This is a genomic window from Sphingobium terrigena (genome assembly GCF_003591655.1).
GTDB lineage: Bacteria > Pseudomonadota > Alphaproteobacteria > Sphingomonadales > Sphingomonadaceae > Sphingobium > Sphingobium terrigena.
On record NZ_QVRA01000041.1, the window covers coordinates 1 to 24,733 of the forward strand.

General features: G+C 60.4%; 22 protein-coding genes and 4 pseudogenes. 7 read left to right on the forward strand and 19 right to left on the reverse strand.

All coding sequences use genetic code 11. The features are described 5' to 3' along the window. The 7 genes and pseudogenes from D0Z70_RS22770 to D0Z70_RS22800 form a co-directional block, all read right to left on the reverse strand. Positions 1 to 687, reverse strand: a 687-nt coding sequence (locus D0Z70_RS22770) for a YoaK family protein (RefSeq protein WP_147418827.1), incomplete at its 3' end; no start/stop codon positions are given. Positions 688 to 791: 104 nt separating this feature from the next. Beyond that, a pseudogene (locus tag D0Z70_RS22775) lies at positions 792 to 1,869 on the reverse strand (alginate export family protein). Continuing rightward, complete coding sequence (locus tag D0Z70_RS22780) at positions 1,856 to 2,293, reverse strand: DoxX family protein (protein ID WP_119750350.1); 438 nt, start codon at positions 2,291 to 2,293, stop codon at positions 1,856 to 1,858. The pseudogene D0Z70_RS22775 and the gene D0Z70_RS22780 overlap by 14 nt, the downstream one beginning before the upstream one ends. Positions 2,294 to 2,401: 108 nt before the next feature. Further along, positions 2,402 to 4,327, reverse strand: coding sequence for an amidohydrolase (locus D0Z70_RS22785; protein WP_119750352.1), 1,926 nt, complete (start codon positions 4,325 to 4,327; stop codon positions 2,402 to 2,404). Further along, the gene (locus D0Z70_RS22790; RefSeq protein WP_119750354.1) at positions 4,324 to 4,572 is read right to left on the reverse strand and encodes a DUF1427 family protein; all 249 of its coding nucleotides are present in this window, start codon (positions 4,570 to 4,572) and stop codon (positions 4,324 to 4,326) included. Before D0Z70_RS22790 ends, D0Z70_RS22785 begins: the two co-directional genes overlap by 4 nt. A 23-nt stretch (positions 4,573 to 4,595) precedes the next feature. Next, positions 4,596 to 5,435, reverse strand: a complete 840-nt coding sequence (locus D0Z70_RS22795; RefSeq protein ID WP_119750356.1) for an alpha/beta fold hydrolase — start codon at positions 5,433 to 5,435, stop codon at positions 4,596 to 4,598. Between the two features lie 61 nt (positions 5,436 to 5,496). Further along, on the reverse strand, positions 5,497 to 6,153 hold the full coding sequence (locus tag D0Z70_RS22800) for an isochorismatase family protein (RefSeq protein ID WP_119750358.1): 657 nt from the start codon (positions 6,151 to 6,153) through the stop codon (positions 5,497 to 5,499). Between the two features lie 258 nt (positions 6,154 to 6,411). Here D0Z70_RS22800 and D0Z70_RS22805 point away from each other — a divergent pair, with 258 nt between their 5' ends. Further along, a complete protein-coding gene (locus D0Z70_RS22805; protein ID WP_119750360.1) occupies positions 6,412 to 7,044 on the forward strand; it encodes a tyrosine-type recombinase/integrase in 633 nt (210 codons plus the stop codon). Positions 7,045 to 7,214: 170 nt separating this feature from the next. Here D0Z70_RS22805 and D0Z70_RS22810 read toward each other — a convergent pair whose 3' ends face one another. Continuing rightward, positions 7,215 to 8,018: an SDR family oxidoreductase gene (locus tag D0Z70_RS22810; RefSeq protein WP_239019089.1), complete on the reverse strand. Its 804-nt coding sequence runs from the start codon at positions 8,016 to 8,018 to the stop codon at positions 7,215 to 7,217. Beyond that, positions 8,015 to 8,344, reverse strand: a complete 330-nt coding sequence (locus D0Z70_RS22815) for a nuclear transport factor 2 family protein (RefSeq protein ID WP_119750362.1) — start codon at positions 8,342 to 8,344, stop codon at positions 8,015 to 8,017. Before D0Z70_RS22815 ends, D0Z70_RS22810 begins: the two co-directional genes overlap by 4 nt. 131 nt (positions 8,345 to 8,475) lie before the next feature. On the opposite strand from D0Z70_RS22815, the gene D0Z70_RS22820 reads away from it, so the two are divergent. Next, entirely contained in the window at positions 8,476 to 9,369 is an 894-nt protein-coding gene (locus tag D0Z70_RS22820) for a LysR family transcriptional regulator (protein WP_119750364.1), read from the forward strand. 63 nt (positions 9,370 to 9,432) lie between these two features. After that, positions 9,433 to 10,545, forward strand: a complete 1,113-nt coding sequence (locus D0Z70_RS22825) for a DNA alkylation repair protein (RefSeq protein WP_119750366.1) — start codon at positions 9,433 to 9,435, stop codon at positions 10,543 to 10,545. Between the two features lie 199 nt (positions 10,546 to 10,744). On the opposite strand, the gene ligD is transcribed toward D0Z70_RS22825, so the two are convergent. From ligD to D0Z70_RS22850, 5 genes are all read right to left on the reverse strand, one after another. Then, positions 10,745 to 13,249: a DNA ligase D gene (ligD, locus tag D0Z70_RS22830; protein WP_119750368.1), complete on the reverse strand. Its 2,505-nt coding sequence runs from the start codon at positions 13,247 to 13,249 to the stop codon at positions 10,745 to 10,747. Beyond that, a complete protein-coding gene (locus D0Z70_RS22835; protein ID WP_119750370.1) occupies positions 13,249 to 13,722 on the reverse strand; it encodes an MgtC/SapB family protein in 474 nt (157 codons plus the stop codon). Before D0Z70_RS22835 ends, ligD begins: the two co-directional genes overlap by 1 nt. After that, positions 13,722 to 14,603 carry a non-homologous end joining protein Ku gene (gene ku, locus D0Z70_RS22840; protein ID WP_119750372.1) on the reverse strand — a complete coding sequence of 294 codons (882 nt, stop codon included), beginning with the start codon at positions 14,601 to 14,603 and terminating at the stop codon, positions 13,722 to 13,724. Before ku ends, D0Z70_RS22835 begins: the two co-directional genes overlap by 1 nt. A gap of 126 nt (positions 14,604 to 14,729) precedes the next feature. Beyond that, positions 14,730 to 16,946 (reverse strand): amylo-alpha-1,6-glucosidase, encoded by a 2,217-nt coding sequence (locus D0Z70_RS22845; RefSeq protein ID WP_119750374.1) that lies wholly within the window; start codon positions 16,944 to 16,946, stop codon positions 14,730 to 14,732. 8 nt (positions 16,947 to 16,954) lie between these two features. Then, entirely contained in the window at positions 16,955 to 18,049 is a 1,095-nt protein-coding gene (locus D0Z70_RS22850; RefSeq protein ID WP_119750376.1) for a glycosyltransferase family 4 protein, read from the reverse strand. A 169-nt stretch (positions 18,050 to 18,218) separates the two neighbouring features. Between D0Z70_RS22850 and D0Z70_RS22855 the strand changes: the two are divergent. Continuing rightward, a pseudogene (locus D0Z70_RS22855) lies at positions 18,219 to 18,410 on the forward strand (ATP-binding protein); the annotation flags it as partial. A 122-nt stretch (positions 18,411 to 18,532) separates the two neighbouring features. On the opposite strand, the gene D0Z70_RS22860 reads toward D0Z70_RS22855, so the two are convergent. From D0Z70_RS22860 to D0Z70_RS22870, 3 genes and pseudogenes are all read right to left on the reverse strand, one after another. Next, positions 18,533 to 19,045: a hemerythrin domain-containing protein gene (locus tag D0Z70_RS22860; RefSeq protein ID WP_119750378.1), complete on the reverse strand. Its 513-nt coding sequence runs from the start codon at positions 19,043 to 19,045 to the stop codon at positions 18,533 to 18,535. Between the two features lie 100 nt (positions 19,046 to 19,145). Further along, a pseudogene (locus D0Z70_RS25895) lies at positions 19,146 to 19,402 on the reverse strand (DUF3597 family protein); the annotation flags it as partial. 330 nt (positions 19,403 to 19,732) lie between these two features. Further along, positions 19,733 to 19,969 (reverse strand): transposase, encoded by a 237-nt coding sequence (locus D0Z70_RS22870; protein ID WP_119750380.1) that lies wholly within the window; start codon positions 19,967 to 19,969, stop codon positions 19,733 to 19,735. Here D0Z70_RS22870 and D0Z70_RS22875 point away from each other — a divergent pair. After that, complete coding sequence (locus D0Z70_RS22875) at positions 19,959 to 21,002, forward strand: response regulator (RefSeq protein WP_239019091.1); 1,044 nt, start codon at positions 19,959 to 19,961, stop codon at positions 21,000 to 21,002. The two genes, D0Z70_RS22870 and D0Z70_RS22875, sit on opposite strands and share 11 nt — an antisense overlap. 384 nt (positions 21,003 to 21,386) lie before the next feature. Beyond that, on the forward strand, positions 21,387 to 21,539 hold the full coding sequence (locus D0Z70_RS25110; RefSeq protein ID WP_182914093.1) for a hypothetical protein: 153 nt from the start codon (positions 21,387 to 21,389) through the stop codon (positions 21,537 to 21,539). A gap of 49 nt (positions 21,540 to 21,588) precedes the next feature. Here the strand turns inward: D0Z70_RS25110 and D0Z70_RS22880 are convergent, their stop codons facing one another. Beyond that, the gene (locus tag D0Z70_RS22880) at positions 21,589 to 23,403 is read right to left on the reverse strand and encodes a sensor domain-containing diguanylate cyclase (RefSeq protein ID WP_119750384.1); all 1,815 of its coding nucleotides are present in this window, start codon (positions 23,401 to 23,403) and stop codon (positions 21,589 to 21,591) included. A 463-nt stretch (positions 23,404 to 23,866) separates the two neighbouring features. Here D0Z70_RS22880 and D0Z70_RS22885 point away from each other — a divergent pair, with 463 nt between their 5' ends. Next, the gene (locus D0Z70_RS22885; RefSeq protein WP_239019092.1) at positions 23,867 to 24,280 is read left to right on the forward strand and encodes a DUF1905 domain-containing protein; all 414 of its coding nucleotides are present in this window, start codon (positions 23,867 to 23,869) and stop codon (positions 24,278 to 24,280) included. A 236-nt stretch (positions 24,281 to 24,516) separates the two neighbouring features. On the opposite strand, the pseudogene D0Z70_RS25260 reads toward D0Z70_RS22885, so the two are convergent. After that, positions 24,517 to 24,733 (reverse strand): annotated as a pseudogene (locus D0Z70_RS25260) (hypothetical protein); the annotation flags it as partial.

Below are 24,733 nucleotides of genomic sequence, written 5' to 3' on the forward strand. Positions count from 1 at the left end.
TTCGCTCGCGGCGGGATGCATCATGCAGGCCAGCGTTCCCGCGAGGACAAGGAAGCCAGCCAGCAGCAGCGGCAGGACGAGGCCGCCATGGGTGACAAACCACGCGCCGATGGCCGCGCCCAGGAAGATCGCCGTGATGCTACCGACGCGCCGCACCCAATTGGGGTTCGCGCCGCCCGCCAGACTGGAATCGGCGGCAAGGCCGGTGATCGTCAGCGTCAAGACTGTGGTCGTCAGGTCAGGGACCTTCAGCTGGCGGATGGTCGCGTTGCGAAAGCCCATGGCAAGGCCGGTCAGGGCAATAATCGCAAAGACCTTGTACCCCGGCGACTGGCTGGCGACATCGAAGCCGACAGCGACACCGGATGCGATCCACAGCAGCGCCGCTTCCACAAGCGCGGCGACCATCAGCCAGCGGCGCAGCGGCAGTCCGGCATGATGCTTGCCCACGCGCCCGGCCACCAGCGCGCCGATCATGAAGGAAGCGATCGCGGCCAGATAGGGTGCGATGCGGAAGCCGGGCGTGCCCGCCGCAGCGAAGCCCAGGAACACGATATTGCCGGTCATGTTGGCGGTAAACACCTTGCCAAGGCCAAGCACCGAAATGGCATCGACAAGGCCGGTGGTGACGGAGAGTAACAGCAGCAGCCAAGGCAAGGGCGAGGCGGTGGACTTGGACGGGATCATGGCGGTCTCCTGATATGGCGTTCGGCCAAAACGGCTTTAACCGTCCGCAATCCAATGGCTCAGTTGAATAAGATCGTTCGATATGTTCGATAAATCGGAAAAGATCAGAAGCGGAAATTGCTTTCCAGCCCCAACATCAGGATCGTGCGCGCTGGGCCGGTCTGCCGGATGAAGGCACCCGGCGCGAAGGCGGAGACGGAAGTGGACAATTCCCATTCCGGGCTGGCTTGCCAAGCCAACGTCGCTTCGGCCTCCTTGCCGACGAAGCGCGCGTCGCTATCCCCTGCCGCGCGGATCAGGTGGCCGGGTATGTCGTAGACGCCGTCGCCCCGGCTGTAGCGCCAATAGGCCATGGCTGCGACACTGGCCGACGCCCCGTTCCCAAGATCGAACTCCATGCGTGGATTGACGCTGACGATGTTGGTCGGGCCGACTGGCGACAATTCGCCGAAATATTTGCCCTTGGGAAACAGCGCGTTGAAGNGTCCAGTCCGGGCAGCGCGGCATAAGCGCCCCACAAGGCCTTCGTTTCGGAGGTGGCGTCATCGAAACTGGAGAGGCCAGGCTGGACCGGCTTGACGGCGAGCAGGCTGACGGTCGCCTGGCCGATCCGCACATCGGCGCGCGCGCCGTCGAAGGCGAGCGGCATGTTGGGACCATAGCGGGTGCCGACGATCCGTTCCGTGCCGAGCGAGAGCATCTGGCGTCCGGCCCGCAATATGACCGGCCCGATCTCTGCTTGCGCAAAGCCCTGTAACAGATCGATACGGCTCTGGTCGATCGGACTGGCGGAGGGGGACACGCCGATCGCATAGGTGGCAATGGGCTGCACAAAGACCCGGAGTTTGCCGATATGCAGGTCGGCATAGGGCATGGCGCGCAGCCAGAGATAGCTGTCGTCCGGCGCATCGGCCCCGCCCACAGATTGTCGCGATAGGTTTCGCTACGCGCGCGCAGTTCGATGCCGGTGGAAAGCCAGGCGTCGCCGCCCAGCGGGATATATTTGAATGCCTCCGTCCAGCGCCCGTCGCGGTTGGCCGGATCGGTCAGCTTGCCCCAATCCTCCTCATAGCGCGTGTTGGTGAGCGTGGGCGGTTGCCACGGCTCACCCGATTGCGCGAACGCAGTTGTCGTGACGCAGACCAGCAGGACCAGCAGCAACAGCCGACTACGCACGCGCATGCCGCCGCCGGGGCGAGAGGATGGCGACCAGCACGAACCCGCCGATCAGCCCCAGATGCTCGAAAAAGGCATTGGTCGCCATGAAGCGATCTTGCTCCGACCCGGAGATTGGCATCGTCCAGAAGGCGTTGGCGACGATGGCGGCGAGCAGGGTGAACATACCGAGCATCCCAGCACCCAACCAAGCAAGCCGGTCCAGCAGGATCAGGGCGGGGCCGATCAATTCAACAGCGATCGTCGCGGCGGCGAACAGTGCGGCTGGCTGCATCCCGAAATGCGCCTGCTCCGCGACCGCGCCCTGCCAGTCGGCGAGCTTCACGATCCCGCCGAGCAAATAGGGACCGGTCAGGGCAAGGCGGGCGAGGAACGCGGTGCCGGGCCAGTCGAGCATGACGGCAACGATGCGGGGATTCTCGGGCTGCATGGCAATTCTCCTCCTTGCACGCCGCGGCGATGCACGGCGCGTCGATAGCAATGGGTTGTATCCTTGGCCCCAGCCTTCCGGGGAGGGCGCGTCCAGGCGTTCAGGCGTTCAGACGGCCCAGCAGCCGCAGCCGAACGATCCCCAGAAGCTCTGGACGTCGGCAGCGGGAACTTGCGCACCCAGCGCGGCGGCATGATCGTGACCATGGACCTTGCACGAGGCGGCGCAACTGCAAGCCGATGCCAGCTTCTGCGCCGTTTCGTCGCGGCGATAATGGCCGCCGAAGGTCGCGACCGGCGACCAGTCGGGCATCGCCTTGGGCGCTGCCGGTGCCAACGGGCCAAAATCGCCCTCGCCATAGACGATCTTGCCACCCAGCACGGTCAGGACCGAACGCAGATGCGCGATCTCGTCCTCCGCCACGCTGAAATAATCGTCGGATAGCAGCGCGAGGTCGGCCAGTTGCCCGGCCTTGATCTGGCCCTTTTTGCCCACCTCGTTGGAAAACCATGTGTTGCGTTCCGTCCACAGCCGCAGCGCGGTTTCGCGGTCTAGCCGGTTGCGGACTGGATAGAGGGTAAGGCCGCCGACTGTTTTCGACGTCACCAGCCAGGACAGCGAAACCCATGGATTATAGCTCGCAACGCGGGTGGCGTCGGTGCCGGCGCCCACGGGTACGCCCGCTGCCATCATCTTCTTGATCGGTGGCGTGGCTTCGGCGGCTTTCGCGCCATAGCGCTCGACGAAATATTCGCCCTGAAACGCCATGCGGTGCTGCACCGCGATGCCGCCGCCCAGTGCTGCGATCCGGTCGATATTGCGATCGCTGATCGTTTCGGCATGGTCGAAGAACCAGTTGAGGCCTGCGAGCGGAATATCCTTGTTCACCTTCTCGAACACGTCGAGCGCGCGGGATATCGTCTGGTCATAGGTGGCGTGCAGCCGCCATGGCCAGCGGCGCTCGGCCAGCAGCCGGATGACCGGCTCCAGATCGCCCTCCATCTCCGGGGCCATATCCGGTCGGGCGACGCGGAAATCCTCAAAATCGGCAGCGGAATAGACCAGCATTTCGCCCGCGCCATTTTGACGATAGCTGTCGTCGCCGTCACCCGGCTTGATCTGGGTCGACCAGCTGGCAAAATCCTTCAACTCTTCCTTGGGCTTCTGGGTGAAGAGGTTGTAGGCGATGCGCAGGGTGAGTTCGCCATCCTTGTGCAGCTTGTCGATCACTTCATAATCGTCGGGATAATTTTGCGATCCGCCGCCCGCATCGATGACGCTGGTCACGCCCAACGAATTCAACTCGCGCATGAAATGCTTGGTGCTGTTGAGCTGATAATCCTGCGGCAGCTTCGGCCCCTTGGCGAGCGTGGAATAGAGGATCGTCGCATTGGGCTGGGCCAGCAGCAGCCCGGTGGGATTGCCCTGCGCGTCGCGCACAATCTCGCCGCCCGGCGGATTGGGTGTGTCCTTGGTATAGCCTACCGCCTGCAATGCAGCGGCGTTGAGCAGCGCGCGATCATAGAGGTGGAGAATGAACACCGGCGTGTCGGGCGCGGCGGCGTTGATCTCGGCGATGGTGGGCAGGCGCTTTTCGGCGAATTGATGTTCGGTGAAGCCGCCGACGACGCGGACCCACTGGGGCGGCGGGGTATTTTCGGCTTGGCGCTTGAGCATCGCCATCGCTTCGGACAGGCTCGGCACCCCTTCCCAACGCAGCTCCATATTATAGTTGAGGCCACCCCGGATGACGTGGATGTGGCTGTCAATGAGGCCCGGGATGAGGCGGCGACCCTTCGCATCGATTACGGTGGCGTCGGGGGCCGCGGCGGCGCGAACTTCCAGTTCACTCCCCACGGCCAGGAACTTGCCACCCCTGATGGCGACGGCCTCAGCCATCGGGTTCTCGCGGTCCAGCGTTGTGACCTTGGCGTTGACGAGGATGATGTCGGTCGGGGTCATGGCGAAACTCTCCGTAGCAGTCACAAGGGGGAGGCTAGCGGCGCTGGCGAGCGCCCGTCTGCGGGTCATCATGCGTCCCGCCGCCGGTTGTCGGGCAGGCAGCCCAGCACACGACGGGCGCAATCGGTCGCCACGAAACGAGTCAGTTCAGGCAGGCTGGCGAAGCGCTTTCCGATCGGGATCAGCTGTTCGCCCAGCAATATCCCCGCCAGCCCGACGAGCGCAATCACGGGCGGGGCAGGAGAACGGACACCCAGCAGACTGTAGACGATACCCACGATCAGCCCGGCGCCCAGCGAAAGAATATAGGTTTTCATGTCCGTTCTCCCGTAACGCTGGATCAGGCCTGGATGAAGGCGAGGATGTCGGCGTTCAGCACATCGGCGTTCACCGTCAGCATGCCATGCGAAAAGCCTGCGTAGATCTTGAGGGTGGCGTCAGGCAGAAGTTCTGCCTGTAGTACGCCCGCATTACTGTACGGCACGACCTGATCATCATCGCCATGCAGCACCAGCGTCGGCAAGGTGATGGCTTTCAGATCATCGGTCTGGTCGGTTTCGGAGAAAGCCTTGATGCCTTCATAATGCGCCAGCGCGCTGCCCATCATCCCCTGACGCCACCAATTGTCGATCACGGCAGGTTTCACGTCTGCGCCCTCGCGATTGAAGCCGTAGAAGGGACCGGCGGCGACCTCGCGGAAGAATTGCGCGCGGTTGGCGGCCAGGCCGACGCGCAGGCCGTCGAACACGTCCATCGGCAGGCCGCCGGGGTAGCGATCGGTTTTCAGCATGATCGGGGGTACGGCGCTGACCAGCACAGCCTTGGCGACGCGGCCCTGCGGCAGGCCATGACGGGCGACATAGGCCGCCACTTCGCCACCGCCGGTCGAATGGCCGATATGGATCGCGTTGCGGAGGTTCAGATGTTCGGCGACCGCAGCGGCATCGGCGGCATAATGGCCCATGTCATGGCCGAAATCGACCTGGGCGGAGCGGCCATGGCCGCGGCGGTCATGAGCGATGACGCGATAGCCTTTTGAGAGAAAGAACAGCATCTGCGCGTCCCAGTCGTCCGACGAAAGCGGCCAGCCATGGTGGAACATGATCGGTTGGGCATCCTTGCTGCCCCAGTCCTTGTAGAAGATGTCGACGCCGTCGGCGGTGGTGACGAAGTTGCTCATGGGAAATTCCTTGGCATGATGGGGAGAAGCTGCCGGGAGGATGCCCGGCCGCCGGGCTGGATCAATGCGCCTCGGAGGCGTTGAACATCGTTTTGGCGTAAGTGATGCCGAGGCCATAGGCGCCGCCCCACTTCTTCGCGAAGCCGGTAGTCATGTCGTAGGTTTCCGTCCTGGCCCAATCGCGTTGCAGTTCGAGGAGATACTGGAGCGAAGTCATCGGTTTGGCGCCCAACTGGATCATGCGTTCGACAGCGCGCTCATGCGCTTCTTCCGAAATATCGCCGCACGCGTCGGAGATGAAGTAAACGTCGAACCCCTGGTCGATAGCGGAGGCGACCGGGCCGACGATGCAGACCGAGGTCCATAGCCCGGCGAAGATGATCCGTTCCTTGCCGATACGGTTCACCTCATCGATGACCGCAGCGTCTTCCCACGTATTCATCGAGGTGCGGTCGAGCAAAGCCTGGCCGGGAAAGGCGTCGGTAATCTCGCTGAACATCGGGCCGGAAAAGCTGTCGACGGCAACGGTGGTCAGGATGGTGGAGACTTTGAAGCCGGCGGCTGCATTGGCGACTAGCGCGGCGTTGTTGCGCAGCAGTTCGGTGGAGATGGACTTGGTGGCGAAGGCCATCTGCGACTGGAAGTCGATCATGATCAGCGTGTGATCATCGGCGGAGATCAGGGACTTGCCGGGGGTCGGGGTGGCGGTGATGGTCATGGGATGTCTCCGTTCTGAAAGGCGGCACCGGGGTTGTTCCGGGTGTGGATACAGCTCTAATGCTCGGCATTGCATCGAAACAGTAGGATAAATCTGTCCTTACTTTCCTATTTTCCAGAACGATGAAACGATGAAGGTTAGCTTTGTGCCGTGGATGTTATCGACGACGTGCACCACCCAAAAATCGCATCTGATGCGCAATCAACATGGCTCTCAAAACGTTCGTCCGTCGGCCATCCTGGCCATAGGAGAAGTGTCATGGGATTATCGGAATTTGATCCTGCGGCTCGCGAGCGAGTTTCGTGGAATGCTGGACGCAAGGTTGGCGCAAAGCGAGCGCTCAAACCTCGTCAGATTTGGGCAGTACGTTTCTTTCTTGATCAACACCGGCGGCTTCGAGATCGAGCGCTTTTTGATCTGGCTATCGACAGCAAACTGCGCGGTTGCGACCTGGTGAAAATCCGGATCAGCGACATTGTTTGCGATCGAAAAATCCGGACGAGGGCCACTGTCGTCCAGCAAAAGACCGGTAGGCCTGTCCAGTTTGAGCTGATGGACGATGCTCGCGCCAGCCTCCTCAAATGGCTTGAATTGCGAGGTGGCTCGCTTGAGGACTATGCCTTTCCTAGCCGCACCGACCATGCCGCCCATATAAGCACACGCCAATACGCCCGCCTGGTCGATGAATGGGTCATGGGAATTGGCTTGCCTAGCGAGGACTACGGCACCCATTCGCTGAGGCGCACGAAGGCATCAATCATCTACAAAGCGACCGGGAACCTTCGTGCTGTTCAGATACTGCTCGGGCATACGAAGATCGAAAGCACGGTCCGATATCTTGGTGTGGATGTGGAGGATGCTCTGACCTTGGCGGAAGGTACGGAAATTTAACACTAGCTGGCTCTTTGCAAACCGGGAGCCAGCATTAACAGGTAAAACGGAGTGGATCGGCATCGGCAGTGATTTAAGGGAAAGCTGTCGGTCCGCTCCTGGATGCGCAAAACCTTTCCTTAAGCGGCCGGGAAGGGGCGACATCGGCGGGTTAGGGATATTCGGGTTGCTCAAGCAGTCGGCACCGTTCCGCCGTCTATCACATGCTCCGTGCCGGTGATGCTGCCCGCACGGTCGGACGCCAGGAAGGCGATCAGGTTCGCCACCTCTACCGGCCTTGCCGGACGCCCGATCGGGATGCCGCCAAGCGAGTCCATGATCATCTTCTTGCCTGCCTCGATGTCGCCGCCATGCTCAGCCGCCAGCCTTGTCGCCAGGTCGATGGATGCCTCCGTCTCGATCCAGCCTGGGGATACCCGCACGACTCGAACGCCTTGCGGCGACACCTGCTTGGACAGGCTCTTGCTGTAGGTCGATAGCGCCGCCTTGGCTGCGGCGTAGGCGGTCGTCGCCTCCGGCAGGGGCATCACGCGCTGAATGGACGTTACATGGATCACTACGCCGCTGCCGCGCGTCACCATGGCCGGAACGAGTTCCCGGTCGAGGCGAACGGCCGGCATAAGATTGAGGTCGAGTTCATTCTCCCAAATCTCGTCGCTCAGTGCTTCAAAGCCACCCGGCGGGGCGGATGAACCGCCGAGCATATGGACGATGATATCCACTCCGCCCAGGCGTTCCGTCGCGGCGGCCGCCAATGCGGCACATCCGTGCGGGTTCGTCAGGTCGGCCGCGACAAACAGTGATTCCGGGAAGGCATCGGGCCGGGTGCGGGCGGTAGTCAGCACCTGCGCACCGAGTTCCTGAAACAGGCCGACAGTAGCTGCGCCTGCTCCGCGCGTACCGGAGGTAATCAGCGCGCGCTTTCCGCGCAGATCGAGGAACGGCAGGCTGCTGCCTCGAATGGACGCGCTCACAGCGTGATCTCCAGCCCGGCGATTTTCTGTCCATCGAGGACGAACAGATAGCGAAGGTCCACCGGACTTCCGGGGAAATCGCCCGCGAGATGGCTGACGACGGTCGTTCTGTCGCCCTCCGTCGAGATCGAGAAAGGCTCGACGCTATAGGTGTACTTCGCGGATGAGTCCGCTTTCCATTGGCGGATAGCGTCCCGTCCCGTGTAGGTGTGCCCTTCGTCCTTGACGATGGCGTCATCGATGAAGCAGTCGGCAACTGCTTGGGCGCTTCGTTTCCGGTCGGCATCGAAATATTCGGCGATGATGTGGGGCAGTTTGACGGTCATAGTTGATCTCCATTTTTTAGGAGATGCGCTTCGTCCGGCGCCCTCCATCACTTGGTGACGCCAACTTAGGGCTGGACCTTTGCAATGATAATCGGGATAGATCGCGATGCGACATTGCGAAAATCAGGACAATGCACCAGGACGGCTTGATCGAGTTTGATGCGGTATTGGCTATTGCGCGGCGCGGGTCGTTCCGGACAGCTGCGCTGGAGCTTGGTCTGTCGACGACCGCGCTGAGCAATGCCATCGCTAAGCTGGAACGACAGCTCGGCGTCCGCCTGTTCAATCGAACGACGCGCAGCGTTGCCCTGACCGACGCTGGACGCAAGTTCGTCGATCAGGTCGGACCCTCAGTCAGGAATATTCATGATGCGATGGATATCGCTCGCTCGCAGCAGGAGACGCCGTCGGGAACGCTCCGCATCAACGCCTTCCCGACGGCAGCGCGTGAGATCCTTGGACCGCTCCTGTTGCGGTTCCTGCGTTGCTATCCCCAGGTGCATGTCGATCTGGTCACCGAGGGCCGGATTGTGGACATCGTTGCCGAGGGTTTCGATCTTGGCCTGAGAAGCGCCGACCTCGTTCCCAGCGACATGATCGCCATTCCCGTCGGCCCACCCCGCAGCTTTGCCGTCGTTGCGACACCTGCCTACTTCAAGGTGAATGAAAAGCCTCGCGTCCCTCCCGACCTGCTCCGCCATGCCTGCCTTCGCATAAGGCTCCCGAACGGTGCGTTGCACCGCTGGCAATTCGAGAAGGACGGGCAGCCTGTGCAGATCGACGTTCACGGCCCGATCACGCTCGATGAGGCCAGCCTCTCCCGTATCGCGGTGCTGGACGATGTCGGCATCGGCTATTTCATGGAGTCCGACATACGCGAAGATATCGAGGCGGGCCGTCTCGTTCGCGTCCTGGAAGACTGGACCCCGCCGCTGGTGCCTTTGAGCCTCTACTATCCCAGCCGGCGAAATCCATCGGCTGCATTCAAGGCGTTGATCGGCATGGCCCGTCAAATCGCTGAATGACGGTATGCTGGGCGTATCGCCCATTGGCCATTTGGCGACAATCAGATTGGAAACTGCTGCGCGATGACGGACAAGACCACACCCGCCTTGCTCAAGGACATTCTCGGTCCGCAGGCGATGGCTATCATCGCCGATGCCGGTGTTTCCGTATCAACACGCTTCGATCGTGCCAGCTTCCTCAATGCTGCGTCAAAGGGACTGGATACGTTGTCGATCATGGAACGCGTGCGTCATATCGCTGACGCGCTCCATGCCGCATTGCCCGCCCGATACGGGGATGCGCTTGAGATTATCCGCGCCATAGCGCCCCAACTCACCCATGGCTTCCAGGCGGTCGCTGTCACCGAGTTCGTTGCGCGATACGGGCTGGTCGATTTTGACAGATCGATGGAGGCACTTGCCTATCTTACGCATTTCGGGTCGGCCGAGTTCGCCATTCGGCCGTTTCTGGCTCAGGATACTGAACGGACGCTAGCCGTGATGAAACGGTGGACCAGCAGCGCCGATGAGCATGTCCGCAGACTTGCCAGCGAAGGTGGCAGGCCGAGGCTACCATGGGCATCTCGCATTCCGGCTCTAAAGAATGACCCGACGCTGGCTGCACCGATCCTCGAAGCACTCAAGGCGGATCGTAGCGGCTATGTTCGCAAGTCGGTAGCCAATCATCTCAACGATATTGCAAAGGACCGCCCCGACTGGCTGCTGGATCGGCTGGCCGGGTGGCCGACCGACAATCCTCATACGGTCTGGATCATCCGTCATGCGTTGCGGACATTGATCAAGAAGGGCGAACCGCGCGCGCTGGCTCTCGTCGGCGTTGAGCACGGCGCCTCTATCACGGTTCGGCGCTTTTCGATTGAGCCTCAGGTTGTGCATCTGGGCGAAGCAATCACTATCGATGCCGACCTCGTGTCGACTTCCCCCGACGATCAACGCCTAGTCGTCGATTATCGCGTTCACTATGCGCGGCTCGGCGGCAAGACAGCGGCGAAAGTCTTCAAGCTCAGGACATTTGACCTTCTTGCCGGACAATGCGCTAAGCTGGGAGTTCGCCAGGCTATTCGAAATTTCAGCACGCGTCGCCATTATCCCGGTCGCCATGAGGTTGAGCTCATCGTCAATGGCCTGACGATGGCAAGCTTTGCCTTTGACATAGCTAGCGATCCTGCGGCCTAGAAAGCGGCGCTGGTGAGGGCAGCCGAGTCAGCCGCTTTTCCGTCCGGAATAACGGCAAACATGGATCGAAGCCTCAGGGAGTTGGACGTTTCACGGGCTATCTCTGGGGCTCTGAAAGCCGGTCAGCGGACAGTCGGCATGTGGGGATCGGAAATCGTACGCTGAGCGGCCTAGTTGAGTCGATTGCGTCGGAGTCGGGTTAAATTTCAGGCAGAGCCTGCATTGCGAACCCCCAGCCTTTTAGCCCTGCATTTCGCTTCATCAGTGTTTCGATATCCTCGATCGAGAAGGGATGGGCGTCCTTCATTTTGCCCAGTTCGTCCCAGCCGATCGGGATGGCGACGGGTGCGCCGGGGCGGGCGCGGGCGGAATAGGGAAGGATGGCGGTACTGCCGCGCTGATTGCGCAGCCAGTCGATGAAGATGCGATCCTTGCGCTTTGCCTTGCTCATCGTCGCGGTAAAGCGGTCAGGCTCCGCGGCGCTCAAGGCCTGGGCAAAGCGGGATGCGAAATCCTTGTGCGTGTCCCAGTCGTGACCGGGCGTCAGCGGCACAATGACATGCACGCCCTTGCCGCCCGAAAGCATAGCAAAGGAGACAAGGCCGATATCTGTGAGATGATCGCGTATATCGATCGCTGCCTGCTTGACCCTGTCGAAGTCCAGCCCCTCGTCGGGATCAAGGTCAAAGATCATCCGGTCCGGCTTCTCCACAGCGTCGGCCCGGCTGGCCCAGCCGTGAAACTCAATCGTCCCCATCTGGATGCAGGCAAGCAGGCCGTCGGCGTTCTCGACATAGATGTAGTCTTCCGATCCGCCGTCTTTCTCCCGGATCGGCACTTGTCGTACCGCCCTACCGAAGGCGCCGCTGTCATGCTTCTGGAAGAAGCATTTCTTCGCGCGCCCCTGCGGGCAGCGGACCAGGCTGATGGGCCGGTTCGCAACGAAAGGCAGCATCAGCGGCGCCATGCGCCTATAATAGTCCGCCAGCTCCCCCTTGGTCTGGCCGCTTTCGGGGAAGATGATGCGATCGCGGTTGCTGATCCTGACTGCGCTTTGGGGAGCGGGGACCGGTGCGGGCTTTTCCGGTTTCACCGTCCCGGCCGGCTTGTCTGCGCGCAGGCCAAGAAAGCTGCCATGACGGACGCGACCATCGCCGGTAAATTCGGCGAAAGCGACTTCGGCGACGAGCTTGGGCTTGATCCAATTCACCCCGCGCGCCTCCACGCGCGGCACATTGACTGCGGCCTTGTCCGTGGCCAGCGAGGCCATCGCCTTGGCCAGTTCGTGCATCGTCGCGCTGTCGAAGCCCGTCCCGACCTTGCCTTTGTAGGTTAGCGTCCTGCCTTCATGCTGCGCCAGCAGCAGGGAAGCAAAAGGACGTTCCTTGGCATGGCTCTTTGTCCATCCGACAAGGACGAATTCCTGCCGCCGTGTGCATTTGACCTTCACCCAATTGCGCGTCCGAGCGCTACGATAGGGGGCGTCGGCCCGCTTGGAGATGATGCCTTCCTGCCCCGCCTCGCAGAGTGACCGGAACAATGTCTCGCCGGCACCCAGAATATGATCGGAGACATGGATAGGCGGCTCGGTCATGTTTAGCAGCGCTGCGAGCCGCTCCTTGCGTTCGATGGTGGTCAGACCTTTTAGATCCTGCCCGTCAAGTGAAAGCAGATCGAAGGCGAACAGGTGCAGTGGCTGTTCCGCATCCTCCTGACCATGCCCGCGCTTCAGCATGTTCTGAAGCGTCGAGAAATCGGGATTGCCGTTCCCGTCCAGCGCCACCACTTCGCCATCTATCAGGCAAGGGGGCAGGTCGAGCGCGGCGATCGCGTTTGTCAGCGGCGCAAATTTTTCGGTCCAGTCCAAGCCGTTCCGCGTAAAGAGCGTCACCTTGTCTCCGCTCGCGGCGATCAGCGCGCGATAGCCGTCATATTTGATCTCGTGCAGCCAATCATTCCCGGTCGGCACAGCATCGACTAAAGTGGCCAGTTGTGGTTTCACGAAGTGGGGCAAGGCCGTGGCGCGCGCCTTCCGCTTGCCGCCGACCTTGGCATTATGATCCTTCGCCGCCGCCATCTTGGCCGCGAAGCTTTTGCCTTTCACCCCGGCGAGGGACTGTTCGCCGCCTTTGTCAGCTTCGATCTGCGCCATGGAACGATCCGTTAGTACGCTGGTCAGCGCACGCTCGACCAGCGCGTCACCCGATCCGGCCTCCTTGTCGTCGATCTTGCGCAACAGCCAGTTCTCACGCTTCTCCTTGGGACGCCCTTTCATCCGCACCAGCAGCCACTCTCCCTTCATCCGCTCTCCATGCAGGATGAAATGCAGGTGTCCGTCCTTCATGTCGGCGGCGCTCTTGCCCGCGACCGGCTCCCATGTGCCGCGATCCCACAGCATCACTGTGCCGCCGCCATATTCACCCTTGGGAATCGATCCCTCGAACATGCCATAGTCGAGCGGATGATCCTCCGTCCGCACTGCCAGCCTTTTGTCGGCCGGGTCGATGCTTGGCCCCTTTGTGACGGCCCAGCTTTTTAGGACGCCATCAATCTCCAACCGGAAATCCCAATGCAGCCGGGTCGCGGCATGTTTCTGCACGACGAAGCTGTTGCCCGCGCTTTTCGCAACCTGGCCTTTGGGTTCACCCGTGCGGGCGAAATCGCGCTTGGCGTTATAAGTAGAAAGCGCATCCTTGCTGGCCATCACTCTTTCCGATCCAGAGGATCGAGCCAGCGGCGTTCGACAAAGCCCAACACGGTCAGCATAATGACGGCTATGATGGTTGCGCTGATCACCAGAGGCCAGAGCGCCGCGCCGCAGGCTATGCCGATGATAGACGCCAGCCAGATATGCGCTGCCGTGGTCAGGTTACGTATTTCGCCCTTGTTGAACACGATCAATCCGGCCGCAATTATGCCGGTAAAGGCGGCGGCAGCCTCGAACACGCGCAAGGGATCGATATTGCCCTCTCCTTTGAGTTGGAGGTGCAAGGCAATGGCGCACACGGTCATCAGCGCGGCCGTAAAGCAGATAAGGCCGTGGGTACGCATCCCCGCCGCGTGGCCACGTAACTCACGGTCCATCCCAAGCAGCAGGCCAAGGATCGCCGCAGCCCCCAGCCGCAGCAACACGGGGCCATCGATCAGGTGGAGCGGCGTGGTGGGGTTGAGTTCCATCACGCGCTCTTGCGCTTAGGCGCGGCCGCCTTTCGGGGCTTGGCCGCTGGCTTGACCTTGGCATCGGCCTTTTTCGACGTCGCGATCTTGCCCGACCCGGCGGATTTTTTTAGCGCGGCCATCAGGTCGATGACATTGCCCGCCTTTCGCTCCGCAGGTTCATCATCGACATCCTCGATGATCCGCTTGCCCTTGGCCTTTTTCTTCTTCTCGATCAGGCGGTGGAGGGCATCGACATAGCGGTCGTGAAATTCCTCCGGCTTGAAGGGCGCGGTGCGCTTGTCGATGATGCTGACAGCCAGGTCCAGCATGTCGGGGTCAGCCTCTTCGCCCGGAAGTCCGCGAAAATAGCTTTGCGCCTTCGTCACCTCATCGGCATAGCGCAGCACTTCCAGCACCAACCCGCGCCCGCACGGCTTCAACGACACCAGCTGCTCGCGCCCTCGCACAGACAATTGACCAAGGCCGACTTTCTTCGTTTGCCGCAATGCATCGCGCAGTACGGCATAGGCTTCCTCAGCCAGATCGTCGGCGGGCAGGACGAAATAGGGCTTCTCATAATAAAGCACATCGATCGCATCGGCGTCGACAAACTGGACCAGATCCAGCGTCTTGCGGCTCTCAATCTTGACCGATTCAATCTCATCCTGCTCCAGCAGGACATAATTGCCTCTGGAAATCTCATACCCTTTGAAGATCTCGTCCCGGTCGACCGGACCGACCCCGTTTACCACCTTGTCATAATGTATCGGCTTGCCCGTCGGCTCGTGGATCTGGCGAAAGGATATGGCTGGGCCGGACTTGGTAGCCGGGTAAATTTCGACCGGAATCGAAACCAGCGCCAGCTTGATTTGACCCTGCCAATATGCGCGTGCGGACATGAACGACCTCCGCCCTATCAGCGTATGGCCATGAGGATGGTTCCCATCACTGGGTTTGTGCCGACGCCCGCCAAACTACTGACCATCTGCCAGCTCATTGCGCGGCGGAATTCGCCGCTATCGAAATCAGGCGATCGTTGCTATTCGGGCGTTGCTGCCATGCGGCATCGGCTTGACGACAAGCTGATCGCCTATCCGGTCAAACGCGATGTCGACCTTCGCGGTGCCGATGCCCAGCCTCTTTATGGTGAGGCTTTGGAGGAAATGCGGCAGGGTAGGTTTGTGGAATGAAATTTGTGCCGCCGGGACTTCAAACCGCAGTCCGAGGCTCGATTGGATCAGCGCCAGCGGCGCGGCGGCTGACCATGCCTGCGGACTACAGGCAACCGGGTAGAAGGTTGGCCCCTGAGAGCGGCGGCGCGGGAAGCCGCAGAACAGTTCGGGCAGGCGCATCATATCGACATAGGTAGCCGCAGCGAACAGCCCCTCGAAGATCTGGGCAGCTTCGCGCTGATAGCCATAGCGGGAAAAGCCACCCGCAATCAGGGCATTGTCATGCGGCCAGATCGAACCATTATGATAGCTCATGGGATTGTACCGCTTTTCGGTCGAAGCGATCGTCCGTACACCCCAGCCGGAAAAGGAGGCTGGTGCCATCAGCGTACGCACCACGGCTTCGGCACGCTCCTCGCGTGCCAGCCCGGTGTAGAGGACGTGCCCGGCGTTGGAGGACCGCACCCGGCACGGCTGCTTATCGCCATCAAGCGCCAGCACATAGGTGCCAAGTGTCGCGTCGAAAAAGGCTGCGTCGAACCGGTCGATCAATTGCCCGGCCCGGTCCCGATACACTGCTGCGCGCTCATCTTCGCCAACTGCGCCAAATAGCGCCCCGGCCGCTTTCCACGCGCCGTACACATAGGCTTGAACCTCGGCGAGAGCGATGGGGCCGCGTGCGATGCTGCCGTCAGCATGGAAGATGGAATCATGGCTGTCCTTCCACCCCTGATTTTGCAGGCCCTGGTCGGTCAGACGGCCATATTCGACAAATCCGTCGCCATCGCGGTCGCCATGCGTGTCGATCCAGCTGAGCGCCGCATCGACATTCGGCAGGATCCCTTTCAGAAAGGCAATGTCGCCAGTGCGTTCAAGATAGGCACCCGCCAGCATCACGAACAATGGGGTGGAATCGATGCTGCCATAATAATGACGGAACGGCACTTCGCCCAGCTCGGCCATTTCGCCATGGCGCACCTCATGTAATATTTTTCCCGGTTCTGCATCGGCGGCCGGATCAAAGCTGGTCGCCTGATGCGCGGCCAGATAGCCCAGGACGCCACGGCTGATCGCCGGGTCCATCCATAGGGTTTCGAGCGCCGTGATGATCGCGTCACGCCCGAATATCGTGCTGAACCAGGGGATGCCGGCATAGGGATAGGGGCCAAATTCGGTATCGGTGGACAGCATGGATATGTCCGCGACGGATCGGCGCGCGACTTCGTTGAACAGATCGTTGGACGAATGCAGGGCTGCCGCCCGCTTGCGCGCGACCCCAAGCGCATGCATCGCTTCGCGCAGGGACTTCAGGAATCGCTTGGGCAGCGCATCACTGGTTTCAACCCGGCCACAGCCTATGCGGGTGAACAGCGCGCAGCGCTGGCCGGGCAGCACCGTCACGTCGAAGCGTGCATGGCTGTCCGTAAGTTCGCTGGGTACAGGATCAAAATGCAGATGGGTCTGTCGTTCACGATCGTCTCGCCCAAAATAGCCCAATAGCACATCTGCCGTCCCGACCTGCGCCTCGCGCATGGTTCCGCGACGCAAGCGCGTCATGCCACGTATCTCGAACAGGTCGGCAAAGTCCGCCGCAAAGCTCAGGTCGATGCTGATCTGGTGCGTTTCCGTATCGAAATTGCGGATGGTGATCCTTTCGTACAGTGCATCCTTCCACAGGAAGCGGGTGCGGCGCAGGTGGATCAGGTCATGCTCCACGGCAACTTTGCCATCCTCCCCGAAGAAATCGGGATTGGCGAGATCGCATGTCAGCATGGCATTGTCGTCGCGCAGCGCCGAACTCAGCAGGATGGGCCGCATCCCGTTGATAGTAAGATACAGGTGCGAGAGATAGCGCGTGTCGCGATGGTAGAGACCTTCCGGGCTGCCCGGCCCGGAAATCGCGTCACCGCTATGGTCGAACACGGCAAAGCTGTCGCCATGTTTGAGCGTGCGTGGCCTGCGTTCATGAAGCGAGGCGGTCGCGGGGATGAAGAACTGGGTCTGCGCCTGGGAGAGCGCCTGCCCGCCCGCAATGCCGTGCAGTTCGGGCTGGGGCTGGATCAGCGTCATGGCGGCTCCTATGCGACTATCTGAAGTTCGGCATCTTCTCCGCGCCGACGGCGCAGCCGGGCAGCGTCGGTGCGGGCACCGGGCAGATCACGATATAGTGCGACATAGTCGGTCGCCATGCGCTCCGCCGTGAAACGTGCGTCAAATGCGCCGCGCACCCGTGCGCGGTCCAGATGCGACAAGGCAGCGACTGCCGCCACCGCTTCATCTTCGCTTTCCACGATATAGCCAGAGAGGCCGTGCTGGATGACTTCGGGAACCGAACCGCAGCGGAAAGCGATGACCGGCGTCGCGCAGGCCATCGCTTCGATCATCACCAGACCGAAGGGTTCGGGCCAGTCAATGGGGAACAGCAACGCGCTCGCTTGCCCCAGAAACTGGGCCTTTTGCTGCTCGTTGATCTCGCCAATATATTCGACATTGGGATAGCGATCGACCAGCGGGGCGATTTCATCTTCCCAATAGGCCCGGTCGACATTGTCGATCTTGGCCGCGATCTTGAGTTTTCGGCCCGATCGTGCAGCAATCCGTATCGCCCGATCTGGCCGTTTTTCGGGCGATATCCGGCCCAGAAACGCTAGATAATTCTCGCCCGCGCCCAATCGCGGTGCCAGCACGTCAGCGGGCAGGCCGTGATAGATAGTCCCGCCCCAATTGACCGGGGGCATGGGGAGGCGTTGATGTTCGGAAATCGACACCAGACTATGATCGGGAAATGCGCGATAGAAAGGCGGCAGGTCGGGCAGGTCAAGCCGACCGTGCAGCGTTGTAACGGTGCGACCGATAAAATCTTGCACCATCGGCAGGTGCAGCATGTCGATGTGGAAGTGTAATGCGTCGAATTCGTCGGCGCGGCGGCGCACCTGTTCCAGCATCATCATATGATAGGGAATGGTGTCGACCACGGTCGGATTAAGACGGAGTGCTGTGTCGGTGATCGGCACCAGTTCCGCACGAGTTTGCGAATCCCCGCTGGCAAACAGGGTGACATCATGACCCTGACGAACAAGCTCTTCAGTCAGATAAGAAACGATCCGTTCGGTGCCCCCATAGAATCGGGGTGGCACGCTTTCAGCCAAGGGAGCAATTTGCGCGATCTTCATGCAGGCGTTCCTCTCAATCGAGTGAAGCCCTCCGTTCCCCGACCAGCGGCAGGCTGCATCGGTACAAGCGTTCAGACACCGCCTGGTTTCATCAGCGGGAAACGCTTCGTCTCAAATGCTTGTGGCCATATCTTTGCTGGAGAGCATGGATGAAACATTCATTCCGTCTAGCGTCATCATCACCACCAACCTGAGCTTCAGCGAATGGGCCAGCGTGTTCGGTGATGCCAAGGTGACCACCGCGCTGCTCGATCGGCTCAACCATCATTACCACATCCTAGAAACCGGCAACGACAGCTTCAGGTTTAAGAACAGTTCTGCTCACCAGCCGAAAACCCGGAAGGAGAAATCACAATCTTGACCCACTCCTGACATCCGAAACATAATCGCAAGGGGGCACTTCTCGATGAAAACCCCGGGTCACTTCTCAGCAGCAATCAACAACCCCGACGGCATAAGCGCGGCCGGAGCACGACAGATCAGCTATGCCGTGACTAGATTGACGGCGGTCGGTTTAGCCGCCGGTAATCCTGACGTCTTGGCCAGGGTAAGGAGTTCCGTCTTGCGCCCGGCCATTTGATCGCGCAATGCAACTAAATCGACATCGGTCTTGCGACATTGGGCAAACATGCCCTCTGACGGCATTTCCTCTTCATGGACATGATGTTTGATTTCTTCAGAGAGAACCTTGACCTTGGCGTCATAAAAATCGTCGTCGGGCGAGCTTGCCTCGATATCGTTGATCAGGACCTTCGCTCCATCATGCTCCACATACGCTTCGTCGAGCGTGTTATCCTCGATCAAACCGCGGAAGGCAGGATAGAAAATCTCTTCCTCGATCAGCGTGTGAACCTTGAGCTCGACGCAGATGTCCTGGGCTAGGGCCTGCTTGCGGTTGGAGGATGTGGCCTTCTCGAATTTTTCGAACAGTTCTTCCACCTTTTGGTGGTCTGCCTTCAGCAAGGCGATCGCATCGGTGAACTGGGGCTCTGCCATCTTCGTCCTCCTTGGATGTGAAGTAGGCGTAAAATCCTGCGGGGCACCGTTGGTTCCCCGCGAACGACTCGCAACATAGGCGGTCGCAATCGATAGTTTCTCAGTGTCGCAGGCTATCAGCAACGATACCGCCATTTTGAGCAGCTTCTCCATTAGCGCCTTGTGCCGCGCAATGTTCTGCTCTGCAGAGCCATCGCCGCCCGGGGCGCACGCCTAGCTCTTCACCCAGCTCCTTGGGGGCGTGGGGGCAGAGAGGCTCGAATCGAGATCGAGCAACTTGAGGAGATCGACTATCGACCTTTGATAGTTCCCGCCGCCTTCCTTCATGTCGGCCATAGTTGTCAGTACCGCGCCGATGAAAAGTGACGATGCATCCGCGCTCAGGGCCGCTGACGCCAGTTCATCGCCTTCGCTCACGCCAAATCCGAGGCGCAGAAGGGCGCGGCGTTCAACCGCTCTTATCCCAAGCGTAGGTCAAGGTGCACGTGGAGACGCTTAGCACACCCTTTGTGAATATGCCACCGATGGCGACGTGCCGACCCTTAAAAGTTTCGCCGCAAGTCTCGTGCCGATCCTTTCAGGCCACCTCAGCATGGCCAAGGGTTTTAAGGGCTGCCCCCCCGCCGGCCGAACGCCAAGCGTCACCGGCATGCTATGCTGATAACGCGCCATTAATTCAGACCAACTCTAGGCCGTGTGGACGAATTTGATCAAGCACAGACCTGCGGCGAAGCTGACGATTGACCTGTAGTTTTCGGCGGTTTTCTCGCATCTGAGGGCGACGCGCTTGAAGCGTTTGAGGCGGCCGAAGCCCTGCTCGATCCGCCCGCGCACCTTGTAGAGCGTCCTGGCGAAGAAGCTGCAGGCGATTGGCGAACTGACTGGCGGGGTCGCCCATGATTTCAACAATCTTTTGACGGTCATCGGCGGGGCGGCCGAGATGCTCAAGAAAGTCGATCTGCCGGAGGAGAAACGGGCTCGCTATATTGACAACATAGCAACAACCGTTGAGCGGGCGTCCACCCTTACCAGTCATCTTCTTGCATTCAGCCGGCGCCGCGCCATCCGTCCTGAGGTTATCGACCTCAATATTCATCTTGATGCCTGGGCTGAAATTTTGTCTCGGTCCCTCGGGAGCGGCATAGCCCTGTCGGTGAAAGCATCGGCGAAGAACGCCCGCGTTGAAGTGGACCCTACAGAGCTGGAAACGGCCGTACTGAACGCTGCGGTAAATGCTCGCGACGCGATGCCGGGGGGTGGGGAGCTCCTCATAGAAACGCGGGACGCCATCCATGAGGGCCATGTTGCGGTAGCCATCGACATCACAGATACCGGCATTGGTATGTCGGAAGAAACGCTCGCCCGCGTTTTCGAACCTTTCTTCACAACCAAACCTATGGGCGAGGGAACGGGACTGGGATTGTCCCAGATCCATGGCTTCGCGGCCCAAGCCAGCGGCATCGCCCAGATAAGTTCCCGCGTCGGAATGGGCACTACCCTCACCATCCTCCTTCCCAAGGTTGACAAGACGCCAGCGGCGATCCAACAGAAAGGCAGACTGGCTTCCATACCTCCCGGGATCAGGGTTCTCCTGGTCGAAGATAATATCCAAGTTCTCCATTTTGCCGAGCAATTGCTGGACGATCTGGGTTGCAAGACGGTGTGCGCAAGTGACGCGACTGAAGCGCTTGCGCTTCTCCAGGAGCAAGCGTTCGATCTCGTGTTCACGGATATTGTCATGCCAGGGCTGAGCGGCATTGATCTAGCGCGACAATTGCACATTCGAGCGCCTGGGCTGCCGGTCCTCCTCGCGACAGGACATAGTGACCAGCTTGTGGGGGAAGAAAGAGCGCATCTGCGTGTTCTGTCAAAGCCCTACGGCGCTGAAACACTGAGCGCAGCGATAGGTGACTTATCACTGAAGCCGCAATGTAGTCGGAATAGAATGGTGGAATGAATGCTTTGGAAAGTGACGTCTCATTTTCGTTCGGGCCGAACAGTCCTATGAACTGCATCCTGCCTCCCCTCGAGTAGGAAGGCGGAGTGTCTATATTTGCTCGGTATCAAGTAGCCGCTCGGTTTTTAGACTGAGCTGCCGCTAACTTCGCTTTTTAAAATGGCGTAAGTTGGTTGCCAGTTGTCGGATACCGGACGATCCGCACCCAAGACACGAAATTTTAGCGCTGAATGGCCGAGAAGGGTCGACATCGGTAGGCAGCAACTGGGGACTTAACCGCCATCCGGAGCCTTCGCGAATGGCAGCGCCAGCGCCTGCCAAAAACGGACGCTGAAACGCTTAAGCGTAGTGTGAGGGGGCGGCATCAGCAAGCAGGCGCTGATCATGATATGGGCGACTGAGACGCTGATCATCCTCTTCTCCGCCTTACGCATAGAGGCGACGGTCATGTCGCTATGGCTCAAACGCGCTGCCGGCGTGCTGTTATGGCGGCCGCGCAGTCCCGTCGTGCCGCTGGTGCCGGTCCCCGCCGCATGACGCTCCGGGCCGCGTTCGTAACGGAATAGATCGCCAGCCCTTTGCGCAATCAGACCGCTCTCGGTCCTAAACGGCGTGTTTCGGCGACGACGATCCGGTCACGCCCGGCTTCCTTGGCGCGAAGCAACGCCGCATCTGCCGTTTTGACGAGCGTGTCGAACCGACAATGGAGCGGTGCGCAAGCCATGCCGACCGAGACCGTAATCGGTCCGAGTTCGCGCCCGTCGTGTTGCATCCGCAACGCTTTGACCCGGGCGCGGATGTCTTCGGCGCGTTGGCAGGCTTGCTCGGCATCAAGTTCCGGCATCAGCAGCAAGAACTCCTCTCCGCCATAGCGGAAGGCAAGCCCGTGCTCGCGCGTGATGGTCAGCAGTATCTTGCCGAGCGCGCGGAGTACGGCGTCGCCGGCGTCGTGGCCGAACTGGTCGTTGAACCGCTTGAAATGGTCGACATCGAGCATCAGGCAGCTGATCGGCCGTCCGAGCCGATCCGCCTCGGCCAGTTGTACTTCAAGTACCATGTCGAGCTGGCGGCGGTTGGCGAGGCCCGTCAGCGGATCGGCCATCGCCATCTCGCGAAGCGCATCGCGCAAGCGCAGGTTTCCAAGGGCGAGGCCGATATTTTCCGCAAGCACCCTCAGATAGGTTTCGCCGATGTCGGTCCTGGGTTCGGGAAGGTCAGCGCGGGGCTCCAGATAGAGCAGCCCAAGCGTGACGCGCTGGGCAATCAGCGGCAGACAGATCGAAGGCACGTCGATGTTGCCCTGAGGATCGACATGGTCGCAGGGGATATCGATCAATTGTCCGCGTGGCCGATGCAGATCGCCGCGCTGCAACGCCCAGCAGGCCATCGGCGAAAATTCGGGCCGCGAATGAGTTGGTGCCAGCCACGCGCATCGTTCGACCATGATGTTGCGCGATTCATCGAGGCGATAGAGACGGCCGGAGAGGCCGGGGGCGATCTCTGGCATGAACCCCGATACGACCCGCTCGAGATCGTGCATAGTATCGCAGCCCTGCATCCGCTGGGTCATCCGCGACAGCAAGGCTCGCATGGCTTGATCCGCGGCGCGTTCAGCCTCGAGCCGTTGTCGTTCGAGGCCATTTTCGCGAAATATGCGAATGGCCTGAGCCATGTCGCCAATCTCGTCGATCTGATCGTACTCCGGCGCTTCGACGGCATAGTCCTGCCTGGCGAGTCGACCGACGACGTCGCTCAACCGCACCACCGGGTGCAATACCCGCCGCTTGAAGATGAAGTAGAGGACGCACAGCGACAGGAAGGCGGTAAGCCCCAGCACGATCTCCGAACTTGTCTTCCAAATCCGGGCTATAGTCGTTGCGGCCACGACCTCGGCGTCGGTGCGCTGGTCAAGCCGATACTGGAAGCGTTCGATATTGCCAGTGACACGATCGAGGCCCCGTTGATATTCGGCACCGAACAGGATTTCACGCGCACGGTCATCATCGCCACGCTGGCGGGCCGCGATCGCGTCGACCTGCTCGTCCTGAAGGCTATCAGCCCAACGCATCGCTTCGCTGAGCGCCGACAATTCGTCCGCAGAGGCGCCGTTATCTTTCAGATGACGGGCGCGGTTCTCAACCGATCGCAGGGCTTCCGCCTCGCGACGGTATGCGGCAAGGTGGGACTCTTCGCCAGTGATCACGAAATCCCGCGCCTCGTCATTCGATGCGGATACTTCTGCGGCGATCTTCGAGGTCGCCTGATCAAGCTGGTAGCGCTGCGCGACAGCCGCGCGCTCTTTCTCCTGCGCACCGGACGCCAATAGCATCGTCGTTGCAGACGCAAGCGTCAGCAGGACGGTCGTGCCGTAGGCCCAATTCGTGATTGTCGCTAATCGCATGGTGCGCAGGATAGGAGCGAGTCCGCTAGAATTCGTTAACTCAGCGGGGCGTGAGGACACTCAGTGTCCACAACGGGCTATCTCCGGCCCGAGGGCATCCTGTTCGAACTTCGTGGCTCGATCGCGTTGCGTCGTTGGTCATCCCTGCTTAACCGGCCAAGCGTTGGCGTGGCAATTCAGCAGCTTATTACACTGATCCGCACCTGATCGCGAGCCGCGCCTTTAGCAAAAAAATCGTACGCAGCCTGCTATCGCACCAAGAACCGGCACCTCTGCCTGAGCGCGTTTTTACATAGCCTCGGTCAAACGCCGCGATAGCTGATGGTCTGCTCCTCGGGAGTAAAAACTCTATCTCGAATGGCAGTAAGGGGTCGACTGCAGCACCCAACGAAAGAGCACGTAGACGCAAACGATAGCGCAAGATCGGGTTGCATCAAACGAGCGCACAGCCAATGATCCCTTGGTGCAAACGAACGATGGCCCAACAGACCCCGAGCTGATCCGTTTCCTGCGGGAGGAACTGGGCGGAGATGTCTCACCTGACGAAGGAGCTTGGGAGCATGTCGGCCCTATCTGGTTGTGGCGCGGGAAAGGCAAGGATGGTCAGCCCTCTTCAATGTCGTGGCATTTTCTGACGATCGACGGCGAGGTCGCCGGAGCCATCCGTGTAGCATCTTCTGGCCATTCAGCGGCGTGGGGATCTGTCTACGTAGAGGCTGGAATTGGCAAAACGTGCTGGCGCACATCGCTCTTCCCGAACAAGGCCATCCAAGGCTACATGCTGCCCATCAAGGCGAGCGTGAGAAAAGCAGAAAAACTGGCAGAAGGCGATGTCATTACGGTACGCATCACCCTAGAATATGAGCGCTCGATCTAAGGGAAGCTAGTCCGCGCTGTTCTGATCAGCGTGGTGACAACTTCTCTAGAGGGCTCCATCCTCGCGCTTCGCTGCTCGACAGCTGGCAGAAAAGCGGAATGTCTGCTGGTGGGAAACGAAAATCGGGCGCTGAGTGACTGGCATGGGTCGATCGTGCGCGGCTTGCTCAGCCTGTTGGACTAGGCCCCCGTAAATTTCCATCGCTTTTCAAAAATGCGTACGTCAACACTGTCCATCTACCGACCCGTAATCAACGGGCCTGATGGCGGCATCGGAAAGACAAGTGGTGCGATTGCCGCGCCGCGATAACCCGAGGTGCTCACGGCGTATAGCTTGAGGCCTATCACGCTATGCGCCATCAAAGTCATCGAGACCTGCATGAGGATGATGGTCGCGGTGCCCCACCACAATGCCGGATGGACGTGGCCTCGGCGGCGACGATCCGCAACGATC